Below are 18660 nucleotides of genomic sequence, written 5' to 3' on the forward strand. Positions count from 1 at the left end.
CTGCAGGAAATCCTGAATCGTTGGATAGTTGCACATCGTCCGGACTCCTCGTCCGGATGAGCGCCGTCCACTTCCTCGAGCCTCAACATGCAGACGCCGCCCCCCAGGCCAGACTGGACTCCACACGAGCGACGCTACCGGCTCGTCATCGACAGCCTGAAGGAGGTGGTGTTCCAGACGGACGTGCAGGGCCGGTGGACGTTCCTCAACCGCGCGTGGACGGAAATCACCGGCCACGCGGTGGACGTGTCGCTGGGCAAGTCGTTCCTCGACTTCGTGGACCCGGAGGACCACGCGCCCTGTCGGGAGAACCTGCGCCGGCTGATGACGCGCGAGGTGGAGCACGTGCGCATCGAGGTGCGCTACCTGACGCGCGATGGAGGCTTCCGCTGGGTGGAGGTCTTCGGCCGGGTGATGGTGGGCGAGGACGGCGAGCTGGTGGGCACGTCCGGCACGCTCAACGACATCACCGAGCGCAAGGCGTCGGACGGGGCGCTGGCGCGGCGTGAGCGCTACCTCACGGCGCTGGTGGAGATGCAGCAGCGGCTGCTCGCGGTGCGCGATGGCGGAGACCTGTACGGCTCCGTGCTGTCGTCGCTGGGGCTCGCCGCGGGGGCCAGCCGCGTCTACGTCTTCGACCTGCACCCGGGCCCATCCGGGGAGCGGATGTGCAGCCAGCGCGCGGAGTGGTGCGCGCCGGGCGTGCACGCGGAAATCGACAACCCGGACCTGCAGAACGTGCCCATGGTGCCCGTGCTGGAGCGCTGGGAGACGACGCTGTCGCGGGGCGATGTCATCGAGGGCCTGGTGGCGAGCTTCCCCGAGGTGGAGCGGGCGCTGCTGGACCCGCAGGGCATCCTCTCCATCCTGGTGCTGCCCCTGCGCGTGCAGGGGGCGCTGACGGGCTTCGTGGGCTTCGACAACTGCTCGGAGGCGCGGCGGTGGGACCGGCTGGAGGTGGACCTGCTGTCCGCCGCGGCGGGCGCCATCTCCGTCGCGCTGGAGCGGCGCGAGTCGGAGCGCGCGCTGCGTGAGCGTGAGCGACGCTTCCGTCAGCTCGCGGAGAACGCGTCGGACGTGCTGTACCTGTACCGGCGCGAGGCGCCCCGGGGCTTCGTCTACGTCAGCCGGGTGGCGCACGCGAAGCTGGGCTACGGGCCGGTGGCGCACTACGGCGACGCGGACCTGTGGTACCGGCGCGTGCACCCGGAGGACCGCGCCGCGCTGGAGCAGCTGCTCGAGGCGCCGCGCGCGTCGGCGGGGGCGCCGGTGACGGTGCGCTACCTGCACCCGGACGGCCGCATGCTGTGGCTGGAGCACGTGGTGGTGCCGGTGACGGACGCCATGGGCCGCATGGTGGCGGTGGAGGGCCTGGCGCGCGACATCACCGAGCGCCGGCAGGCGGAGGAGGCGCTGCGGCTGTCCGAGGCGAGCTTCCGCGCGCTGTTGGAGGGCGTGCCGGACGCGGCGGCCATCGAGCGGGACGGGCACATCGTCTACGCGAACGCGGCGCTGGTGGGCACGCTGGGCTTCGAGCGGGCCGAGCAGCTCGTGGGCCGTCAGCTCTCCGAGTTCGTCAAGGACATGCGCGGCGTGGAGGCGGTGCGCGCGGGCGCGCTCACGGGCGAGCGGCGGCTGGTGCGGCGCGACGGGCGCACGCGCGTGGCGGAGGTCGTCTCGCTGCCCCTGCGCTTCGACGGACAGCCCGCGGTGGTGTCCATCGCGCGCGACGTGACGGAGCAGCGGCAGCTGCAGGCGCGGCTGACGCTCGCGGACCGGCTGGCGTCGGTGGGCACGCTGGCGGCGGGCATCGCGCACGAAATCAACAACCCGCTGGCCTTCGTGCTGTCCAACCTGAGCTTCCTGTCGGACGAGTTCCGCCGCAACCTGCCCCCGGGTGACGGCGCCGCGGCGTTGCAGGCCCGGCTGCGCGGCGAGCCCGACCTGGCCGAGTGGGGCGAGGTGCTGCACGAGGCCTGCGAGGGCGCGGAGCGGGTGCGCCAGATTGTCCGTCAGCTGAAGACGTTCTCCCGTCCCGACGAGGAGCGCGTGTCGCCGCTGGATGTGCACACGGTGCTGGAGTCGGTGGCGATGATGGCGGCGAACGAAATCCGCCACCGCGCGCAGCTCAAGCGGGAGTACGGCGACATCCCCTCGGTGATGGCGAACGAGGGCAAGCTGAGCCAGGTGTTCCTCAACCTGGTGGTGAACGCCGCGCAGGCCATCCCCGAGGGCTCCGCGCACCGGCACGAAATCCGGCTGGCGACGCGGCGGGACGGGCTGTCGCGCGTGGTGGTGGAGGTGCAGGACACGGGCGTGGGAATCGCCCGCGAGGTCATCGACCGCATCTTCGACCCGTTCTTCACCACCAAGCCCGTGGGCGTGGGCACGGGGCTGGGCCTGTCCATCTGTCACAGCATCGTCCACGGGCTGGGCGGTGAAATCACCGTGGAGAGCGAGCCGGGCCGGGGCACCACCTTCCGCGTCGTGCTGCCCACCACGGAGCCGGAGGCGCGCGCGGTGGCCACGTCGCCGGAGCCCTCGGGCGCGCCGGTGGGTCCGCCGAGGGGACGCGTGCTGGTGGTGGACGACGAGCCCGCCGTGGGCCGCGTGCTTCAGCGCATCCTGCGCGGCCACGAGGTGGAGGTGGCGTGCAGCGGGCGACAGGCGCTGGAGCTGCTCGAGCAGGGGCTGAAGCCGGACGCGGTGCTGTGCGACGTGATGATGCCGGACCTGACGGGGCGCGACGTGTACGAGCTGGTGCGGCGCGCGCACGCGGGCCTGGAGGGGCGCTTCGTCTTCGTGTCCGGCGGCGCATTCACCACGGGCGCCCGCGAGTTCCTGGCGAGCATCCCGAATCTCCTCCTGGAGAAGCCCTTCGACGAGGGACGCGTGCGGCGCGTGGTGGATGACCTGGTCCGCCTGCGACCTCCGGAGGCCTGACGCCGCGTGTGGACCGATGAGGAGCTGCGAGAGCTGGAGACATGCGCCGCGCGGCTGCTCGCACGGGTGCGCGAGTCGGACGGGTTCGAGCAGGTGAGCGCGCAGGTGGCCGAGGCCCAGGCCGTGGACGCGGGGCTCGTCGCGGTGATGACGGCGGGGCTGGTGAAGAGCTTCGGGATGTACCGCGAGCCTCGCTACCTGCGGCAGGAGGCGTACGTCTGGGAGGCGCTGGACGGCGTGCGCCGCGCCCGCGTCCGGCCGCTGTCGGGCCTGTTGCTTTACTGGGCGGGCGGCGACGTGAGCCCCTACGTGCCCCAGGAGGTGTGGGGCCAGGGGCTCGTCGAGCACCACTACGAAGAGACCGCGACGGAGAACGCGCTGGACTCCAGCGCGACCAACTTCGACACCTGCGGCGGCTTCGGGCTGGGCTCGGTGGGCGATGCGCTGCTGGAGCTGGCCGAGGACCGCGGGCTTCGCGCGCTGGAGGTGTTCGCTCCGCTCGAGAAGCTGCTGGTGGTGCGCTCACTCCAGTGCGCGCGTGAGGCGGTGCGGAAGGCCGTGGAGTCGGAGGCCTTCCGCGCGCTGCCTCGTGAGGCGTCGTTCCAGGTGCTGGCCATGCCGGGACACGACGCGCCGGCGTGCCTGCTATGGCGCACGCCCTGACGGACTACTTCACGCCGTCGAGCGACAGCGGCCCGCTGTCCAGCAGGCGCTGACGCGTCACCACCTGGCCATACTCGGCGGTGCGGAAGGTGCGCCCGCCCGCTTCCGTCGTGCCGTGCAGCCGCACCTCGGAGGCGTCCGGCAGGTAGCCCACGCGCAGGCGCAGCTCGCGCACGGCGGACAGCTCCAGCGTGGTCTCCGTGCCCTGGGGATAGGGCAGCGACGTGCGCAGCGGCAGGGGCACCACCAGACGCGAGGACACGGTGGCGCCGGGCGCCAACAGGCTCACGTTGGGGACCTCGGGCGCCTCCACGTCGAGGTTCTCCGGCACGGGCACCAGCGCGCGCAGCAGCACGGCGCCGTCACCGGAGAGCTCCACGTACGCGCGCTCGGGGGCGAGGCCGACGTAGCCCGTGGGCCCCCACTCCGGCAGGCCGTCCACGAGCAGCACCTCGCGCGGCGAGCCGTTGTGCACCGCGTACGAGACGGCGAGCCCCTCGGGCCCGCTCGACACCGACTCCACCTTCAGCTCCACCACGTCCGCCTGGGCCACGCTTCCTCCCGCATTCACCGGGCGCTCCGCCCGCGTGCAGCCGACGATTATGGCCAGCGCCATGCCGAGGGCGCCAGCCTGGAGCAGGGTCCGCATGGACTAGTAGCGCGGGCGGGTGGGCAGGTTCAGCTCGTCGCGCAGGACGTTCTCACCCGGGCGGCCCGGCTGCACCACGTCCGGCGTGGCCGGGTTCTGGTCCAGGTCGATGGGCAGGCCCACCGCGGACGTCTCGCGGTTGTTGACGCCGTTCTTCTCGCCGCGCGCCAGCGTGCCGTTGGCGTAGTCAGACGCGTGCACCAGCTCGTGGAACAGGGCCACGATGGGAGGACGGGTCATCCACTCCTCGCCGCCGAGCGAGGTGCGCGTGGTGTTGTAGTTCACCGTGCCGTCGGTGCCCTTGCCCGGCGTGCCGTCCGTGTTGAACCAGGCATCATCGCGGTTGGCGGGAGACGCGGAGTTGCCGCTGGTGGTCTCCTTGATGGTCGTCGAGTGGCCGCTGTCGTCCAGCGTGCGCAGCAGGTCCTGGCCCGAGGGCAGCGAGCGCATCGCGTCCAGGTCCGACTGCGTGCGCGCCTGGAAGTCCGCGCTGCCCTCCACCGTCACGGAGCGGCCGCGCTGGCTCGCGTCCGTCATGTCGACGATGGTCCGCTCGCTCGCGGCGCCGTCGGTGGTCTCGTTCTCCTCGACGTAGAGCTTGTCGTCGCCGGCATCGCCGCTGACGGTGTCCGCGCCCTCGCCGCCGGCCACCGCGTCGTTGCCTTCACCGCCGCTCAGCCGGTCATTGCCACGGCCGCCGATGACCTGGTCATCGCCCGCGCCACCCGTGGCCGTGTCGTCGCCCGCGCCACCGTCGATGTAGTCGCGGCCCTCGCCGCCGTTGAGCAGGTCATTGCCGTCCAGGCCGTAGAGCACGTCGCGACCCGCGCCGCCCTGCACCAGGTCGTCGCCCGCGCCGCCCTCGACGTAGTCGTCGCCGTCGTCACCCGACACCGAGTCGTTGCCCGTGCCGCCGATGATGGTGTCGTTGCCAGCGCCACCGCGGATGGTGTCGTGACCCGCGCCGCCCTTCAGCGTGTCATTGCCATCGCCACCGTCCAGGGTGACGTCGACGGTGACGTTCGGGTCCACCGTGATGGAGTCATTGCCCGCGCCGCCGTTGATGATGGCGTTCTTCGACTGCTCCGGCGACAGCGTCACCGTGTCCGAGCCGGACTTGATGACCAGCCCGCCGCTCTTGTTCATCGTCACCGTCGCGGTGTTGTTCCCCGCGCCCAGGTCCACCACCGTCTGGCCGTTGGCGTTGGTGCTCACCTGCGGCGCCGTCGCGGAACTCGCGGCCTGCTTCACCTTCTCCGCGATCTTCGCGATGGCCTTGCCCAGCCCGCCACCCGGGCCCGGAGGAGGGGCACCCTCGAAGTCGCTGCCACCAGCGCGGGACGGGGTGCTCGCGCGCGTCGGGGCCGCGTCGAAGCCGTCCTTCATCCGCTGGTCCACCGCCGTCTTCACCACGTTGGGGCGCTGGGCCGGCTGCTTCGCCGTCTCCTGCTTCGGCTCGGGCTTCACGTACGAGGTGCTGCGCGAACCGGTCTTCCCAATCGTGGACATGCGGCTTCTCCCTGAGGCGGCCCGTGCCTGTGAGGCGGACCAACGCCGAACTCCTTGATTATCGGGACCTCAGGACGCCAGTTGCTTCGAGGCCCGGGGCAGGGCGCGGATCACTCGTTCCATGGGGGGAGCGGATCACTCGTTCCATGGGGGAGCGGGACCGAGTCGCTGGCGCGCGACGCGTCCGCGTCGCACAAAGAGCCTGTTGTTCCAGGGGGTTGGCGGAGAGGAGTGCGAATCAACCCAGCACATGGTGCCCTGCATCACGTCGACGCGGCGCCAGAGGCGAGTGCCCGGGCAGAGCCCCCATGTGGAACATGCACATCCCTGCGTGGCCCTGAATTGGCGTCGACGCAGCCCCAGAGGCGAGTGCTCGAACGGAGCGCGCCCCCAACGTGGGGCAGGCACGTCCCTGCGCGCGGCCCTGAATCCACGTTGAGGCCACGCTGGAGGCGCGTGCCTGAGCAGCCCCCCGCCGTGGGGCAGGCACATCCCTGCGCGCGGCCCTGAATCCACATCGACGCCACGCCGGAGGCGCGTGCCCGGGCAGAGCCCCCCACGTGGAGCAGGCACCTCCCCTCGCGGCCCAGAATCCACGTCGAAGCCGTGCCGGAGGCGCGTGCCCAGGCAGAGCCCCACGTAGAGCAGGCACCTCCCCTCGCGGCCCTGAGTCCACATCGACGCCGCGCCGGAGGCGCATACCCGAGCAGAGAACGCCCCTGCGTGGAGCCGGCACAGCCCTGCGCGGCCCTGAATCCACGTCGAAGCCATGCCGGAGGCACATGCCTGAGCGAAGCACGCCCCCACGTGGAGCAGGCACACCCCTGCGCGGCCCTGAATCCACGTCGAAGCCGTGCCGGAGGCGGGGCGCCCGGGGAGGGCCCCCCGCCAGCATCGGCGGCTCACATCGAAGCGCGGCTTAGTAGTGCGGACGGGTGGGCAGGTTCAGCTCGTCGCGCAGGACGTTCTCACCCGGGCGGCCCGGCTGCACCACGTCCGGCGTGGCCGGGTTCTGGTCCAGGTCGATGGGCAGACCCACCGCCGAGGTCTCCAGGTTGCGCACGCCGTCCTTCGAGCCGTTCGCCAGCGTGCCGTTCGCGATGTCGGACGCGTGCACCAGCTCGTGGAACAGACCGACGATCGGGGGACGGTTCATCCACTCGTCGCCACCGAGCGAGATGCGCGTGGTGTTGTAGTTCACCGACGCATCCGAGCCCTTGCCCGGCGTGCCGTCCGCGTTGAAGAAGCCATCGTTGAAGTTGGTGCCCGACGCCGTGTTGCCACCGGACGTCTCGCGAATCGTCGTCGAGCGGCCGCTCTTGTCCAGCGTGCCCAGCAGCTCCTGACCCGACGGCAGCGAGCGCATCGCGTCCAGGTCCGACTGCACGCGCGCCTGGAACTCCGGCGAGCCCTCCACCTTCACCGAGCTGCCGCGCTGGTCCGCGTCCGTCATGTCGACGATGGTCCGCTCGCCCTCGGCCGCGTCCGCCGTCTCCTCGCCCTCCTCGACGTAGAGCTTGTCGTCGCCGGCGTTGCCGCTGACGGTGTCCTTGCCCGCGCCGCCCGCCACCGCGTCGTTGCCCTCGCCACCCGACAGGGTGTCGTCGCCGCGGCCGCCGATGACCTGGTCATCGCCCGCGCCGCCCGTGGCCGTGTCGTCACCCGCGCCACCGTCGATGTAGTCGCGGCCCTCGCCGCCGTTGAGCAAGTCGTTGCCGTCCAGGCCGTAGAGCACGTCGCGGCCCGCGCCACCCTGCACCAGGTCGTCGCCCGCGCCACCCTCCACGTAGTCGTCGCCGTCGTCACCCGACACCGAGTCGTTGCCCGTGCCGCCGATGATGGTGTCGTTGCCCGCGCCACCGCGGATGGTGTCGTGACCCGCGCCACCCGTCAGCTTGTCGTTGCCCTCGCCACCGTCCAGCGTCACGTCCACCGTGACGTTCTTGTCCACGGTGATGGAGTCGTTACCCGCGCCGCCGTTGATGATGGCGTTCCGCGACTGCTCCGGCGACAGCGTCACCGTGTCCGAGCCGGACTTGATGACCAGCCCGCCGCTCTTGTTCATCGTCACCGTCGCGGTGTTGTTCCCCGCGCCCAGGTCCACCACCGTCTGACCGTTCGCGTTCGTGCTCACCTGCGGCGCCGTGGCCGAACCCGCGGCCTGCTTCACCTTCTCCGCGATCTTCGCGATGGCCTTGCCCAGCCCACCACCAGGGCTCGGCGGAGCATTCTCCGTGGTGCGCGTCTCGGTGAGCACCTGCGGCCGGGACGCCGAGCCCGCGCGAGCCGGGGCCGCGTCGAAGCCGTCCTTCATCCGCTGGTCCACCGCCGTCTTCACCGCGTTGCGCTGCGCCTGGGCCGGCTGCTTCGCCGTCTCCGCCTTCGGCTCGGGCTTCACATAGGTGGGGGTGCGCGAACCCGTCTTGCCAATCGTGGACATGTCTTCCTCTCCTGGCGGGCGCGCTCCCAGTGCGGTCCCGACCCTCTGAAGTCGCGGTCGGAGAAGCTCCGACCTTCCCGATTATCGGAATCCCCGGAGAGCAGTTGCTTCGATTCTTGGTTCTCGGGAAGAAATGATGATCCGCCCCATCCTCCCCGAGCGACACCTCGGGGTCCGGATCCGCCGACTCCGGGAACCCAGCGGGGCGGTGAGGTGTCCAGCGACCCGGAATGCCTCGCGCCGCAATGTCTGACGTCTGGGTTATCGGTCATCGGGGGGACCCTCCTCCCGGTGACCGATGCGGTCCGGGGGGCGGACGGGCGAGTGTCCCTCCCGCCAAAGCCACACACCCCGAGGAACCGCATGAACCGCACCCTGCTGCTGCTGTCCGCCGCCGGATTGCTCGCCCTGGGCGCGCTCTCGCTGGGCAAGCCTCCACCGCCGCCCGCGCCTCCTACCCCGCCCGTCACCGACACCAGCCACACCGTGGCCCAGCCCGACGAGCCCCCCGCCACCACCCTGCTGCCGCACGTCATGTCCCTGCCGGATGACGGCGCCCTCGTCCTCTCCGGCAAGCTGTCCGGCAGCTACATCCAGACGGGCCCCAGCGAGGCCTTCGCGTGGCTGGAGGTCAAGGCCCGCCCCAACCCCACCGCCGCCCGCCGCGTCCCCGTCAACCTGGCCCTCGTCGTGGACCGCTCCGGCTCCATGAGCGGCCAGAAGCTCGCCGACGCCAGGAGCGCCGCCGTGGAGCTGGTGCGCCGCCTCACCGCAGAGGACCGGCTGGCCCTCATCCACTACGGCACCGACGTGAAGGTCCTCCCCAGCCGCCCCGTCACCGAGGCCGTCCGCCAGGAGCTGCTCTCCGCCATCGCCAACATCCGCGATGACGGCTCCACCAACATCAGCGGCGGTCTCACCGAGGCCGCCGTCGCCCTGCGCCCCCACCTGCGCGAGTACCGCGTCAGCCGCGCCATCCTCCTGAGCGACGGCCAGCCCACCACCGGCATCGTCACCGAGCCGGAGCTGTTCCACCTGACGCGCCAGCTGCGCGATGAGGGCATCACCGTCAGCGCGCTCGGCGTGGGCGAGGACTACCAGGCCTCCCTCATGCGCGGCATGGCCGAGCAGGGCGGCGGCTTCTCCGGCTTCATCGAGGACTCGGCCCGGCTGGCGGAGGTCTTCTCCCGCGAGCTGGACCAGGCCACCAGCACCGTCGCCCGTCAGGTGGAGCTGCGCCTGGAGCTGCCCCCCGTCGCCCGCGACGCGCAGGTGCTCGGCCTGCCCTCCACCCGCGAGGGCACCACCCTCAAGGTGCCGCTGTACGACCTGGCTGGCGAGCAGTCCATCCGCGTCGTCGTGAAGCTGACGCTCAACACCCAGGCCACGTCCGACGCGCTCCCGCTGCTCCAGGCCAGCGTGCGCTACATGGACGTCCCCCGCGACATGCGCGCCGAGACGAAGCTGGCCCTGTCCGCCGTCGTCACCCAGGACGCCTCGCTGGTGCGCGCCAACCTGGACCGGGAGGTGCGCGTGCACGCCGTGCGAGCGTTGGGAACCCAGCAGATGCGCGCCGCCGCGGAGGAGATGAAGCGCGGCAACCGCGGCGCCGCCATGGGTCTGTTGGGCAACGCCCGGAAGCTTTTCGGCTCGTCCGCGGACGCGCTCTCGGGGGAGCTTGCGGAGCTGGACCAGACCCAGGCAGCCTATGAGGGGGCATCGAGTGACGACGAGGTCCGCCGCGAGTCGCTGAAGCTCTACAAGAAGACCATGAAGAACTTCGGCGAGAACAACGCCTACTAGTCAGGACGGTGCAGCCCCATGGCCCTCTCCCTGCAGATCCTCCACCGCGAGGAGTTCGAGTCCCGCACCCTGCGCGCACTGGGGGGTGGAGCGTGCATGGGCATCTTCGCCGCGCTGGCGCTGCGCCTGTGGGCCCCCTTCGAGCCCGTCGTCCGGCTCACCCTGGAGCCGGGCTACTTCGCGGTGCTGGGCGCGGCGCTCGCCGCCGCCCGGACGGCCAAGGGTGGCGGCTGGGGGCTGCGCGCGGCCCTCACCGTGCTGCCCGTCTTCCCCTTCCTCTTCTCCGCTCCGTGGCCCCTGGCCCAGAGCGTGGCGGGCTGCATCGCCGCCGCGCTGGTGACGTGGCTGGGCCATGGCCGCGAACAGCCCGGCGCGCCCGTCCCCGTCGCCCTGAGCGCCGCCGCCGCGGGTGTGCTCACCCCGGTGGGCCTGTACGTGCAGCAGGTGCTGGATGCCCACTTTCTCGGGAACACCGCGCTCGTCTCGCTGGTGGTGGGCTACGCCTGCGTGGCGCTCTTCTGGAGCACCGGCACGCTGATGTCGCACCTGGTGCTGCACACCGACGCCGTCGAGGCGCGGGGCAAGACGCTGCAGGGCACGCTCTCGGGTGAAGCCAAGGAGCTGACCACGCGCGCGCTCGGGCTGTATCAGCAGTGCAAGAGCTCCGCGCTGCGCCTGCCCGCGAGCCCCGGCCGCCAGGAGCTGCTCGGCGTGGTCGAGAAGATGGCCGCGGAGAGCTTCTCGCTCGCGGAGGCCCACGCGGGCCTCACCGCGCAGCTCGACTCCGTGGTGGCCCATGACGTGGACGCGCAGGTGAAGGAGCTTCGCGCCCGCGCCGCCGCCACCCAGGACACCGTGGCGCGACGCCAGCTGGAGCTCGCCGCGTCCTCGCTGGGCGAGGAGCTCAACCACCTGGATGCCCTGGGCCGCAAGCAGGAGCGGCTGCTCGCCCAGCTCCACGCCCAGGTGGCCCTCCTGGAGCGCGCCCGCGTGTCCTTCGTCGGCGCGCAGGGCCACGAGCTGGGCACCAAGGGGGAGCAGGCCGCGCAGCTGGCGCGCAGGCTCAAGGGCCTGGGCGAGGAGTCCGCCACGCCGCCCGCCCCCGTGGACGACGCCGCGCGGCCCGCCACCAGCGCGGCCACGCGGCTCAACAGCTAGAAGACTCGCGTCAGGAGGCCTGGCCCTTCTTCTTGCGCGCCGCCGTCCGGCGCTGCTTGGGCTTCTGCTGCTGCGCCCGCGCCCGGAAGCTGCCGGGCGGCGCGTGCAGTTCGTCCGCGATGCGACGTTCGATGGCCTCGCGAGTGTCGCGTGCCACCAGGAGCGCCGCCTCGATTTCCTCGCGAACCCGCGCCGCCTGCTCCTCGGCCGCCGCGCGGTACTCCGAGGTGGGCCGACGTAGGGCGAGCGAGCCCCGGTCCTCCCCTTCCATCGGCTGGGTGCGCCGCGTCGTCACCGCGGCCTGTCCCCGAGCCTTGCTCCCTCGCGCCTTGTCTTCCCCAGCCTTTTCCGCCATGAGGGCCTCCCCGCGCTGATCCCTTGCGTCGAACATGGGCTCCGCGCTTCCCGCCGGGAAGTCCACCGGCCGACTCGGCCCCCACCCGGGCGGGAGGGCAGGCGTCCCACCGGGGGGACGCACAGCAGCGGTGCTTCTCTTGGGCCGCAGAAAAACGTAAAAGCCGGCCGGATGATTGTGGCGCGAGCGCGCCCGGGCCCTGCTACTCACAGCGGCGCCGCATGCCCCAGGCCGGCGGGCATGGCGCGGCCCACCTGCTCCACTGCCCCCAAGGGCAGCGTCCACCTGCGAGGCATACCGTGGCGGTCAGCGCACCCTTTTCGTTCTTGAAGAACCGGAAGCACAACCTCGACCGGATGACGCTGGGCGACCTGGTCTATTCGTTCTTCACCTACTACGCCGTGCTGGCCTACATCACCGTGGGCATCGTCAGCCTGGTGTACGCGGTGAAGTGGTTCGAGAGCCCCGTGCGCACGCTGCTCTCCATGGCGGCCGCGAGCGTGGTGTTCCCGCTCGGCTGGTTCCTGGTGCACAAGCACATCCTGCACAGCCGCTTCCTCTACAAGTCGCCCCTCACCGCGGCCACGTGGAAGCGCATCCACTTCGACCACCACCAGGACCCCAATGACTTGCGCGTGCTGTTCGGCGCGCTGGCCAACGTGCTGCCCACGGTGGGCGGGGTGATGGCGCCCTTGGGCTACCTCATCGGCGGCAAGGCGGGCGCGGCGGCGGCGCTGGGCTGGGGCATGGTGATTACGTGCTTCTATGAGTTCTGCCACTGCATCCAGCACCTGAACTACACGCCGAAGCTGGGCTTCCTGAAGGACATCAAGCGCCTGCACCTGTCGCATCACTTCCACAACGAGCAGGGCAACTACGGCATCACCAACTACTTCTGGGACCGGCTCTTCGGCACCTACTACGCCAAGGCGGGTGATTTGCCCAAGAGCCCCACCGTCTTCAACCTGGGCTACACCGCCGAGGAGGCCCAGCGCTATCCGTGGGTGGACCGGCTGTCCAACGGCACGCGCGGGGACGGACACCCCAAGCGCTTCTGGCAGGGCAAGGACGGCCAGGGCACCCAGCCCGAGTAGTCCCCGAGCGCGGCGACGGGCGGGACCCCACGAGGAGGACCCGCCCGTGGTCAGGGCTCACCGAAGGGCGCCGCGCTGCCGCCCTCCGGGAGCCTCACCCCTACCGTGTCGGCTAGAACTTCACCGCGCCGGAGGGCAGCAGCAGCGTGCTGGTCTCCACCAGGCCGTTGGAGCCCGACACGGAGGTGTCCACGATGGAGCGCGACACATCCAGGTGGAGCACCGCGCGGCCACGCGTCCTCAGGTCGGACACCTTCGCCTCGAAGGTGATGGGCGCCACGCGGGCGTCGAGCTGCGAGGCCTGCGCGGAGTGACGGGCGAAGTCACCCATGGCGTTGAAGAACACGGTGACCTGCACCTTGTCGACGCCGGGAGGCACCGTGAAGCGCGCGGCCAGCGGCGCGTGGATGGGGTCGGCGATCTCCAGCAGGTTCGACACCACCTGCACGTTCACCGGCTTGCCCTCGGCGGTGATGGTGACGTCGGAGATGGGCACCTTCAGCGAGGTGAAGTCCATCAGGCTCTCGCCCTTCAGGCGCAGCTCGAAGCTCTGCGTGGAGGGCGTGCCGGGGTCCTCACCACCGGGCGTGGGGCCCGGGTCCTCGCCACCGGGCGTCGGGCCCGGGTCTTCACCACCGGGCGTCGGGCCCGGGTCCTCGCCACCGGGCGTGGGGTCCTCGCCGCCAGGGACGGGAGTCTCCACGCCGGGGTCTTCATTGCCAGGAACCTGGCGGGAATCATCCCCGCCGCAGGCGGAGAACAGCAGGGCCGAGGCCCACAGGGTCGACATCAGGAACTTCTTCATGACTTGATACCTCAAAGACTTTCAGTGATTCGGATGTGTCTGGAATGGATTGGGACGCCGACGCTCACGGCAGGGGCGGGATGCAGAACAGCCCCGTGGGAATGGTCGGGTCGATGCCCAGCGCCTCCGCGGCCTCCGGCGTCGAGGGACCGGGGTCGAACCCGCCCGGGAACGGCGCCGTGGTGCAGGAGTTGTTGTAGGTGCTCAGCTGCGTGGTGAGGCTGGTCAGGTCCGCGCAGTTGACCGTACCCAGCGCGGTGAGGATGAGCTCGAGCAGGTTGGCTGGGACGGTGACGCCACCGAACACACGCTGGTTGCACGTGGCGACGAACAGCTCACGCCCGGCCAGGAAGCGGATGCGGTCCAGCTGGCTGCGCGGCAGGTTGGTGATGGGGTAGCGGTCCGGGTTGCCCCAGAGGATGCCCTCGGCGCCCGCCAGGCCGATGACGATGCCGATGCTGCCCAGCGGAATGGGCCCGCCAGCGAGGCACTGCTGCACCGCGGGGATGTGGTTGCGCCAGAAGTCCAGCCCACGCGTCGCGTTCTCGCACACCTCGCCCGAAGGGTCTCCGCAGGTGACGCGCGCGGTGCACAGCGAGCTGCCCAGGTCGAAGCCCGCGGTGAACGTGTTGTCGATGTTGTTGTCCGGCAGGCCGTCCAGCAGCGCCAGCGCCCGGCACTCCTCGACAGTGTCCAGGGTGACGCTGAAGTTCGACGTCACCGACGCGCCCACCGGAATCACCACCGGCGGCGGCGGATTGAAGACGAACCCCTCACCCGCCAGCAACGGGTCCGTGGCCGTCAACAGGATGGACGGCAACGTCGGATGCACGTTGTTGACCTGGAAGCTGAAGTTCGCGGTGAACGGATACGTCGTCGCCTGCACCGACGCCTGACCATTCACCAGCTTGGTGCACGTCAAATCGTGCGCCTGGGCCACTCCAGAGAACCCCACCACCGCGGCACAAGCCGCCCCCATCCAACTGCTCAACGCCTTCATGTGTCTGCCTCGTCTTTGCTTCGCGGCTCGAGCCCCGATGACCCGCGCCGGGCAGACCCTTTTTCACCGGATGTGCCACGCGCCCGACCTGTCAGGTCGCATCCGCGGCAACGCACCCACCTCCCCCCAGTCCGATCTGCCTGGACCCGGGGGAAGCTTGCGTGGCCCTCGCGCTTCCCTCCGTGGGCAGAAATCTTCCCACTCGGAAAAACGGATTCTTCTCCTCGTGGGTAAAACCTGGGAGCAGGCAGGCGTCCCGCTGGGGAAGCTACGGCCCTTGCGCTGATGTCACCCACACCTCGGGAGTGAATCCCACCCCACGGGCGGCATCTACGAAGACCTTCGTTGACATCTACGAATCCGTTCGTATGATGGCCTCGTGGATGTTCGAAGCGAGGGAGTCATGAGCGAGGCGGTGCTGCCGCGCCCCACGGATGGCGAGCTGGCCATCCTGCGGGTGCTGTGGGAGCGAGGAGACAGCACGGTGCGGGAGGTCCATGAGGTCCTCACGCGGCGCGAGCCAGGGGACGCGGGCCCGGGCTACACGACGGTGCTGAAGCTGATGCAGATCATGACGGACAAGGGCCTGGTGGAGCGCGACGAGACGCAGCGCGCGCACGTCTACCGGGCGAAGGCGACCGAGCAGCGCACGCAGCGGCAGCTGGTGACGGACCTGGTGGAGCGCGCCTTCGGTGGCTCTCCGGCGCGGCTGGCCATGCAGGCGTTGTCCTCGCGCAAGACGAGCCCCCAGGAGCTGGCGCAGCTCCGTCAGCTGCTCGATTCCCTGGAAGGAGCGGACGAATGAGCAGCCTGGTGATGGAGTCGCTGGGGTGGGCGCTGGTGCACTCGCTCTGGCAGGGCGCGCTGGTGGCGGTGGGGCTGGCGGCGGCGCTGTTGATGGTGGGCCGTCACGCGGCGAACGCGCGTTATGCCCTGGCGTGCGGCGCGCTGGTGCTGGCCGTAGCGCTGCCGGTGGCCACGGGCGTGCGGCACGCCACGCGGGCCCGGGCCGAGCAGTCCGCGTCCTGGCGAGGCGAAGCGGCCCCGGCGTTCCAGGCGGCGCGGGCGCAGGTGATGGAGCGCGTGTCGCGGGCGCTCCGGGCCGACAGCCGGCCCGCGCTCGAGGCCGCGCGCGACCGGGGCTTCGACTGGCGTGAGGCGACGCCGGCCACGGCGCTGGCGTGGCTCTGGGAGCGCGCGAGCAAGGCCGCCCCCACGCTCTTGCGCTGGCTGGTGTTCGCGTGGGTGGCGGGCGTGGGGCTCAGCTCCGGACGGCTGACGGCGGAGTGGGTGCGGCTGCACCAGCTGGCGCGCCGCGCGCTGCCCGCGCCCCGGGAGTGGCAGGAGCGGCTGGACGCGCTGTCGGGCCGGCTGGGCCTGAAGCGCGCGGTGCGGCTGCTCCAGTCGGTGGAGGTGGACGTGCCCTCCACGGTGGGCTGGCTGTCGCCGGTGGTGCTGCTGCCCGTGTCCACGCTGTCCGGACTGCCCGCGCGGCAGCTGGAGATGGTGCTGGCGCATGAGCTGGCCCACATCCGCCGGCATGACTTCGCGGTGAACCTGGCGCAGGTGGTGGTGGAGACGCTGTTCTTCTACCACCCGGCCGTGCGGTGGATGTCCAACGTCATCCGCGTGGAGCGCGAGCACTGCTGCGACGACGTGGCCGTGGGCGCGAGCCCCAACCCGGTCTCCTACGCCCGCGCCCTCACCGCGCTGGAGACGCTGCGCGTGATGCCCGCCGTCGAAAGCCACGCCATGTCCGCCCTGGGCGGCTCGCTGCCCGAGCGCGTTCGCCGCCTCGTGTCCCCGCCCGCGTCGCGCTGCTCCTCTCGCTGGGTGGCGGGGGCCTCCGTGCTCACGCTCGTCAGCGGCCTCGCCGTCGCCGCGCCGCTGGCCTCGCTGGTGATGGCCCAGACGCCTCCGCGCACCCTCGCCATGCTCCCCGTGCCTCCCGCGCCTCCCGCTCCCGCCGCGCCTCCCGCGCCCCCCTTCCCCGCGATGGACGTGAAGGTGGACTTCGCGCCGAAGGTGAAGCTCGCGGCCGCGCCGAAGGTGAAGGTGGACTTCGAGCGTGAGGATGACGTCGACGGGAGCACCCGGGTGGGCGCGGGGCAGCCGCTCTCCGTGGACCAGCTGGTGGCGCTGAAGGTCGCCGGCGTCACGCCGGAGCGGGTGAAGGAGCTGCGCGGGATGGGCCTCGAGCCCACCGTGTCCAACCTGGTGGGCATGGGCCACGCGGGCGTCACCCCCGAGTTCGTGAAGCGGATGAACGAGGTCTTCGGCCGCAAGCTGGAGGCGGGCATGTTGGTGGAGCTGCGCCACCTGGGCGTCACGCCGGAGTACGTCGCGGCGCTCTCGGGCGCGGGCTTCGAGACGAAGAACCCGCGCGACGTGATGGACGCGCGCGCCGTGGGCGTGAGTGAGCAGTACGTCCAGGGCTTGAAGGAGGCGGGCTACTCGGGCCTGCCGCTCCAGCAGGTCATCGAGCTGCGCGCGGTGGGCGTGGACCCGGGCTTCATCAGCGCGCTGGGCAAGTCGGGGCTGACGAAGCTGACGGCGGACCAGCTCCAGGAGCTGCGCGCGGTGGGCGTCAACCCGGCGTGGCTGGAGCAGATGCGCTCGGCGGGCGTGGACACGAAGGACCCGCGGGTCCTCACCGAGCTGCGCGCGGTGGGCGTCAACCCGGACTTCCTGCGCGAGCTGAACGCCGCGGGACTGAAGAACCTCACGCCCGAGGAGCTGGTGCGCCTGCGCACCGGCGGCGTGGACGCCGAGTTCATCCGGCGCATGCGCGACACGAAGTAACACCTGTCACACCGTCACGCCGAGGTCGGAGGGCTTTCTCCCTCCGGCCTCCGGACACCCCACCGCTCATCACCGCCTTCCCACGGCGGCGTGCCCCACCCGAGGGGCGCGCGCCGGACGGGAGGGCTCCATCCTCGAATCGAAGGAGCCTCACCATGCGCCGAGCGTCGTCCTCGTGGTTGTTGTGTGTCCTCATGCTGGTGGCCAGCGCCGCGTCCGCCGCGAGCGAGCTGCGCGGGGCGTGGAGCGCGTCCACGCACGAGAAGTCCCCCGACAAGCTCCACCTCAACCTGAGCCACCCCGAGGACGAGCGGAAGGGACGGGGGCGGCTGGGCTTCACCGAGTCCCGCGCCTCCTTCCAGGGCCTGCCCACCGGGGACGGCCCGGCCACCTTCACCCTGCCGCGCGAGGCGGGCACGTTCGCCTTCACCGGCAGCTTCCAGGACGGCGAGGGCGCGGGCCACTACCGCTTCACCCCCAGCGACGCCTATCTCAAGGCCATGGCCTCGCTCGGTTACGCCTCGCTGACGCCGAACCAGCAGTTCCAGCTCGCCGCCACGGGCGTCACCACCCAGCGCATCAAGGACCTGGGGGCCGCGGGCTACAAGGACATCCCCGTCGAGAAGCTGCTGATGGTGGGCATCTTCGACATCACGCCCGAGTACGTGAAGGAGCTGTCGAGGCTGGGCTACGACACGCTGGACCTGGATGAGCTGGTGCAGGGCCGCATCCACGGCGTCACGCCCCAGCGCGTGAAGGAGCTGGCGGACGCGGGCTACGCGAAGCTCGCGTGGGACGACCTCATCGCCATGAACATCCACGGCGTCACGCCCGCCTTCGTGAAGGAGATGAAGGAGCTGGGCTTCAAGGACGTGGGTCCCGAGAACATCGTCTCGCTGCGCATCCACGGCGTCAGCGCGGACTTCGCCCGGCAGATGCGCGAGCTGGGCTTCCAGGACCTCGCGGCCGACACGCTGGTCAACTTCCGCATCCACGGCGTCACGCCGGACTTCGTGAAGGAGATGCGCCAGCTGGGCTTCCAGGACCTGGGCCCGGACGAGCTGGTCAACTTCCGCATCCACGGCGTGAGGCCCGCCTTCGTGAAGGAGATGCGCGAGCTGGGCTTCGCGAAGCTCACGTCGGACGAGCTGGTCAACTTCCGCATCCACGGCGTCACGGCGGACTTCGTGAAGAAGCTGCGCGACGCGGGCTACACGAACATCACGCCGGAGGAGCTGGTGCGCCTGCGCATCCACGGCATCGACGAGACGTTCATGCGCGCCATGTCCCAGGGCGACAAGCCCAAGGGCGGAAAGTAGACGGCGCCCGGTTCTGGAAGGACCAGGGGGCGCCGGGGCCGGGGCGCTCGGGCGGGCGGGGGCCCGCCGCCAGGGCGTGGGAGCGTCGACTGGACGACGGAACGTGGGGGGAAGGCCGTG

14 protein-coding genes are annotated in these 18660 nt (G+C 71.1%); 8 read left to right on the forward strand and 6 right to left on the reverse strand.

Annotated features, from left to right (window positions below):
- Positions 1 to 87 precede the first annotated feature (87 nt).
- Complete coding sequence (locus tag VZQ01_RS18475; protein ID WP_223782095.1) at positions 88 to 2943, forward strand: PAS domain S-box protein; 2856 nt, start codon at positions 88 to 90, stop codon at positions 2941 to 2943.
- A 6-nt stretch (positions 2944 to 2949) separates the two neighbouring features.
- Positions 2950 to 3606 carry a hypothetical protein gene (locus VZQ01_RS18480; protein WP_426748516.1) on the forward strand — a complete coding sequence of 219 codons (657 nt, stop codon included), beginning with the start codon at positions 2950 to 2952 and terminating at the stop codon, positions 3604 to 3606.
- A 4-nt stretch (positions 3607 to 3610) separates the two neighbouring features.
- On the opposite strand, the gene VZQ01_RS18485 is transcribed toward VZQ01_RS18480, so the two are convergent.
- The 3 genes from VZQ01_RS18485 to VZQ01_RS18495 all read right to left on the reverse strand — a co-directional run bounded on the left by VZQ01_RS18485 (position 3611) and on the right by VZQ01_RS18495 (position 8204).
- A complete protein-coding gene (locus tag VZQ01_RS18485; protein WP_426748517.1) occupies positions 3611 to 4255 on the reverse strand; it encodes a hypothetical protein in 645 nt (214 codons plus the stop codon).
- Positions 4256 to 4258: 3 nt separating this feature from the next.
- Positions 4259 to 5764 (reverse strand): M91 family zinc metallopeptidase, encoded by a 1506-nt coding sequence (locus VZQ01_RS18490; protein WP_426748518.1) that lies wholly within the window; start codon positions 5762 to 5764, stop codon positions 4259 to 4261.
- Between the two features lie 919 nt (positions 5765 to 6683).
- The gene (locus tag VZQ01_RS18495; protein ID WP_426748519.1) at positions 6684 to 8204 is read right to left on the reverse strand and encodes a M91 family zinc metallopeptidase; all 1521 of its coding nucleotides are present in this window, start codon (positions 8202 to 8204) and stop codon (positions 6684 to 6686) included.
- Positions 8205 to 8567: 363 nt separating this feature from the next.
- Between VZQ01_RS18495 and VZQ01_RS18500 the strand changes: the two genes are divergently transcribed.
- Both VZQ01_RS18500 and VZQ01_RS18505 read left to right on the forward strand, forming a co-directional pair.
- On the forward strand, positions 8568 to 10007 hold the full coding sequence (locus VZQ01_RS18500; protein ID WP_426748520.1) for a vWA domain-containing protein: 1440 nt from the start codon (positions 8568 to 8570) through the stop codon (positions 10005 to 10007).
- An 18-nt stretch (positions 10008 to 10025) separates the two neighbouring features.
- Positions 10026 to 11165 carry a hypothetical protein gene (locus tag VZQ01_RS18505; RefSeq protein ID WP_223782089.1) on the forward strand — a complete coding sequence of 380 codons (1140 nt, stop codon included), beginning with the start codon at positions 10026 to 10028 and terminating at the stop codon, positions 11163 to 11165.
- A gap of 10 nt (positions 11166 to 11175) precedes the next feature.
- On the opposite strand, the gene VZQ01_RS18510 is transcribed toward VZQ01_RS18505, so the two are convergent.
- Complete coding sequence (locus VZQ01_RS18510) at positions 11176 to 11520, reverse strand: hypothetical protein (protein WP_426748521.1); 345 nt, start codon at positions 11518 to 11520, stop codon at positions 11176 to 11178.
- A gap of 299 nt (positions 11521 to 11819) precedes the next feature.
- Between VZQ01_RS18510 and VZQ01_RS18515 the strand changes: the two genes are divergently transcribed.
- A complete protein-coding gene (locus VZQ01_RS18515) occupies positions 11820 to 12614 on the forward strand; it encodes a sterol desaturase family protein (protein ID WP_141330039.1) in 795 nt (264 codons plus the stop codon).
- Positions 12615 to 12726: 112 nt separating this feature from the next.
- On the opposite strand, the gene VZQ01_RS18520 is transcribed toward VZQ01_RS18515, so the two are convergent.
- Together VZQ01_RS18520 and VZQ01_RS18525 are read right to left on the reverse strand one after the other, a co-directional pair.
- Positions 12727 to 13419, reverse strand: a complete 693-nt coding sequence (locus tag VZQ01_RS18520; RefSeq protein WP_426748522.1) for a hypothetical protein — start codon at positions 13417 to 13419, stop codon at positions 12727 to 12729.
- 64 nt (positions 13420 to 13483) lie between these two features.
- Complete coding sequence (locus VZQ01_RS18525) at positions 13484 to 14419, reverse strand: hypothetical protein (RefSeq protein WP_267698527.1); 936 nt, start codon at positions 14417 to 14419, stop codon at positions 13484 to 13486.
- Positions 14420 to 14822: 403 nt separating this feature from the next.
- On the opposite strand from VZQ01_RS18525, the gene VZQ01_RS18530 reads away from it, so the two are divergent.
- The 3 genes from VZQ01_RS18530 to VZQ01_RS18540 all read left to right on the forward strand — a co-directional run bounded on the left by VZQ01_RS18530 (position 14823) and on the right by VZQ01_RS18540 (position 18540).
- Positions 14823 to 15224, forward strand: coding sequence for a BlaI/MecI/CopY family transcriptional regulator (locus tag VZQ01_RS18530; protein ID WP_046710388.1), 402 nt, complete (start codon positions 14823 to 14825; stop codon positions 15222 to 15224).
- On the forward strand, positions 15221 to 17221 hold the full coding sequence (locus VZQ01_RS18535; protein ID WP_426748524.1) for a M56 family metallopeptidase: 2001 nt from the start codon (positions 15221 to 15223) through the stop codon (positions 17219 to 17221). The genes VZQ01_RS18530 and VZQ01_RS18535 overlap by 4 nt, the downstream gene beginning before the upstream one ends.
- Before the next feature lie 155 nt (positions 17222 to 17376).
- Positions 17377 to 18540, forward strand: a complete 1164-nt coding sequence (locus VZQ01_RS18540) for a 4-hydroxy-3-methylbut-2-enyl diphosphate reductase (protein ID WP_426748525.1) — start codon at positions 17377 to 17379, stop codon at positions 18538 to 18540.
- Positions 18541 to 18660 lie beyond the last annotated feature (120 nt).

The sequence above is a fragment of the Myxococcus faecalis genome (genome assembly GCF_050039385.1).
GTDB lineage: Bacteria > Myxococcota > Myxococcia > Myxococcales > Myxococcaceae > Myxococcus > Myxococcus fulvus.

What these genes read in the sequence shown, in the direction of transcription:
- VZQ01_RS18525 (WP_267698527.1), bottom strand. Translation starts at nt 14,419, where the DNA reads ATGAAGGCGTTGAGCAGTTGGATGGGGGCGGCTTGTGCCGCGGTGGTG.
- VZQ01_RS18540 (WP_426748525.1), top strand. Translation starts at nt 17,377, where the DNA reads ATGCGCCGAGCGTCGTCCTCGTGGTTGTTGTGTGTCCTCATGCTGGTG.
- VZQ01_RS18495 (WP_426748519.1), bottom strand. Translation starts at nt 8,204, where the DNA reads ATGTCCACGATTGGCAAGACGGGTTCGCGCACCCCCACCTATGTGAAG.
- VZQ01_RS18535 (WP_426748524.1), top strand. Translation starts at nt 15,221, where the DNA reads ATGAGCAGCCTGGTGATGGAGTCGCTGGGGTGGGCGCTGGTGCACTCG.
- VZQ01_RS18520 (WP_426748522.1), bottom strand. Translation starts at nt 13,419, where the DNA reads ATGAAGAAGTTCCTGATGTCGACCCTGTGGGCCTCGGCCCTGCTGTTC.
- VZQ01_RS18530 (WP_046710388.1), top strand. Translation starts at nt 14,823, where the DNA reads ATGAGCGAGGCGGTGCTGCCGCGCCCCACGGATGGCGAGCTGGCCATC.
- VZQ01_RS18505 (WP_223782089.1), top strand. Translation starts at nt 10,026, where the DNA reads ATGGCCCTCTCCCTGCAGATCCTCCACCGCGAGGAGTTCGAGTCCCGC.
- VZQ01_RS18510 (WP_426748521.1), bottom strand. Translation starts at nt 11,520, where the DNA reads ATGGCGGAAAAGGCTGGGGAAGACAAGGCGCGAGGGAGCAAGGCTCGG.
- VZQ01_RS18500 (WP_426748520.1), top strand. Translation starts at nt 8,568, where the DNA reads ATGAACCGCACCCTGCTGCTGCTGTCCGCCGCCGGATTGCTCGCCCTG.
- VZQ01_RS18490 (WP_426748518.1), bottom strand. Translation starts at nt 5,764, where the DNA reads ATGTCCACGATTGGGAAGACCGGTTCGCGCAGCACCTCGTACGTGAAG.
- VZQ01_RS18485 (WP_426748517.1), bottom strand. Translation starts at nt 4,255, where the DNA reads ATGCGGACCCTGCTCCAGGCTGGCGCCCTCGGCATGGCGCTGGCCATA.
- VZQ01_RS18475 (WP_223782095.1), top strand. Translation starts at nt 88, where the DNA reads ATGCAGACGCCGCCCCCCAGGCCAGACTGGACTCCACACGAGCGACGC.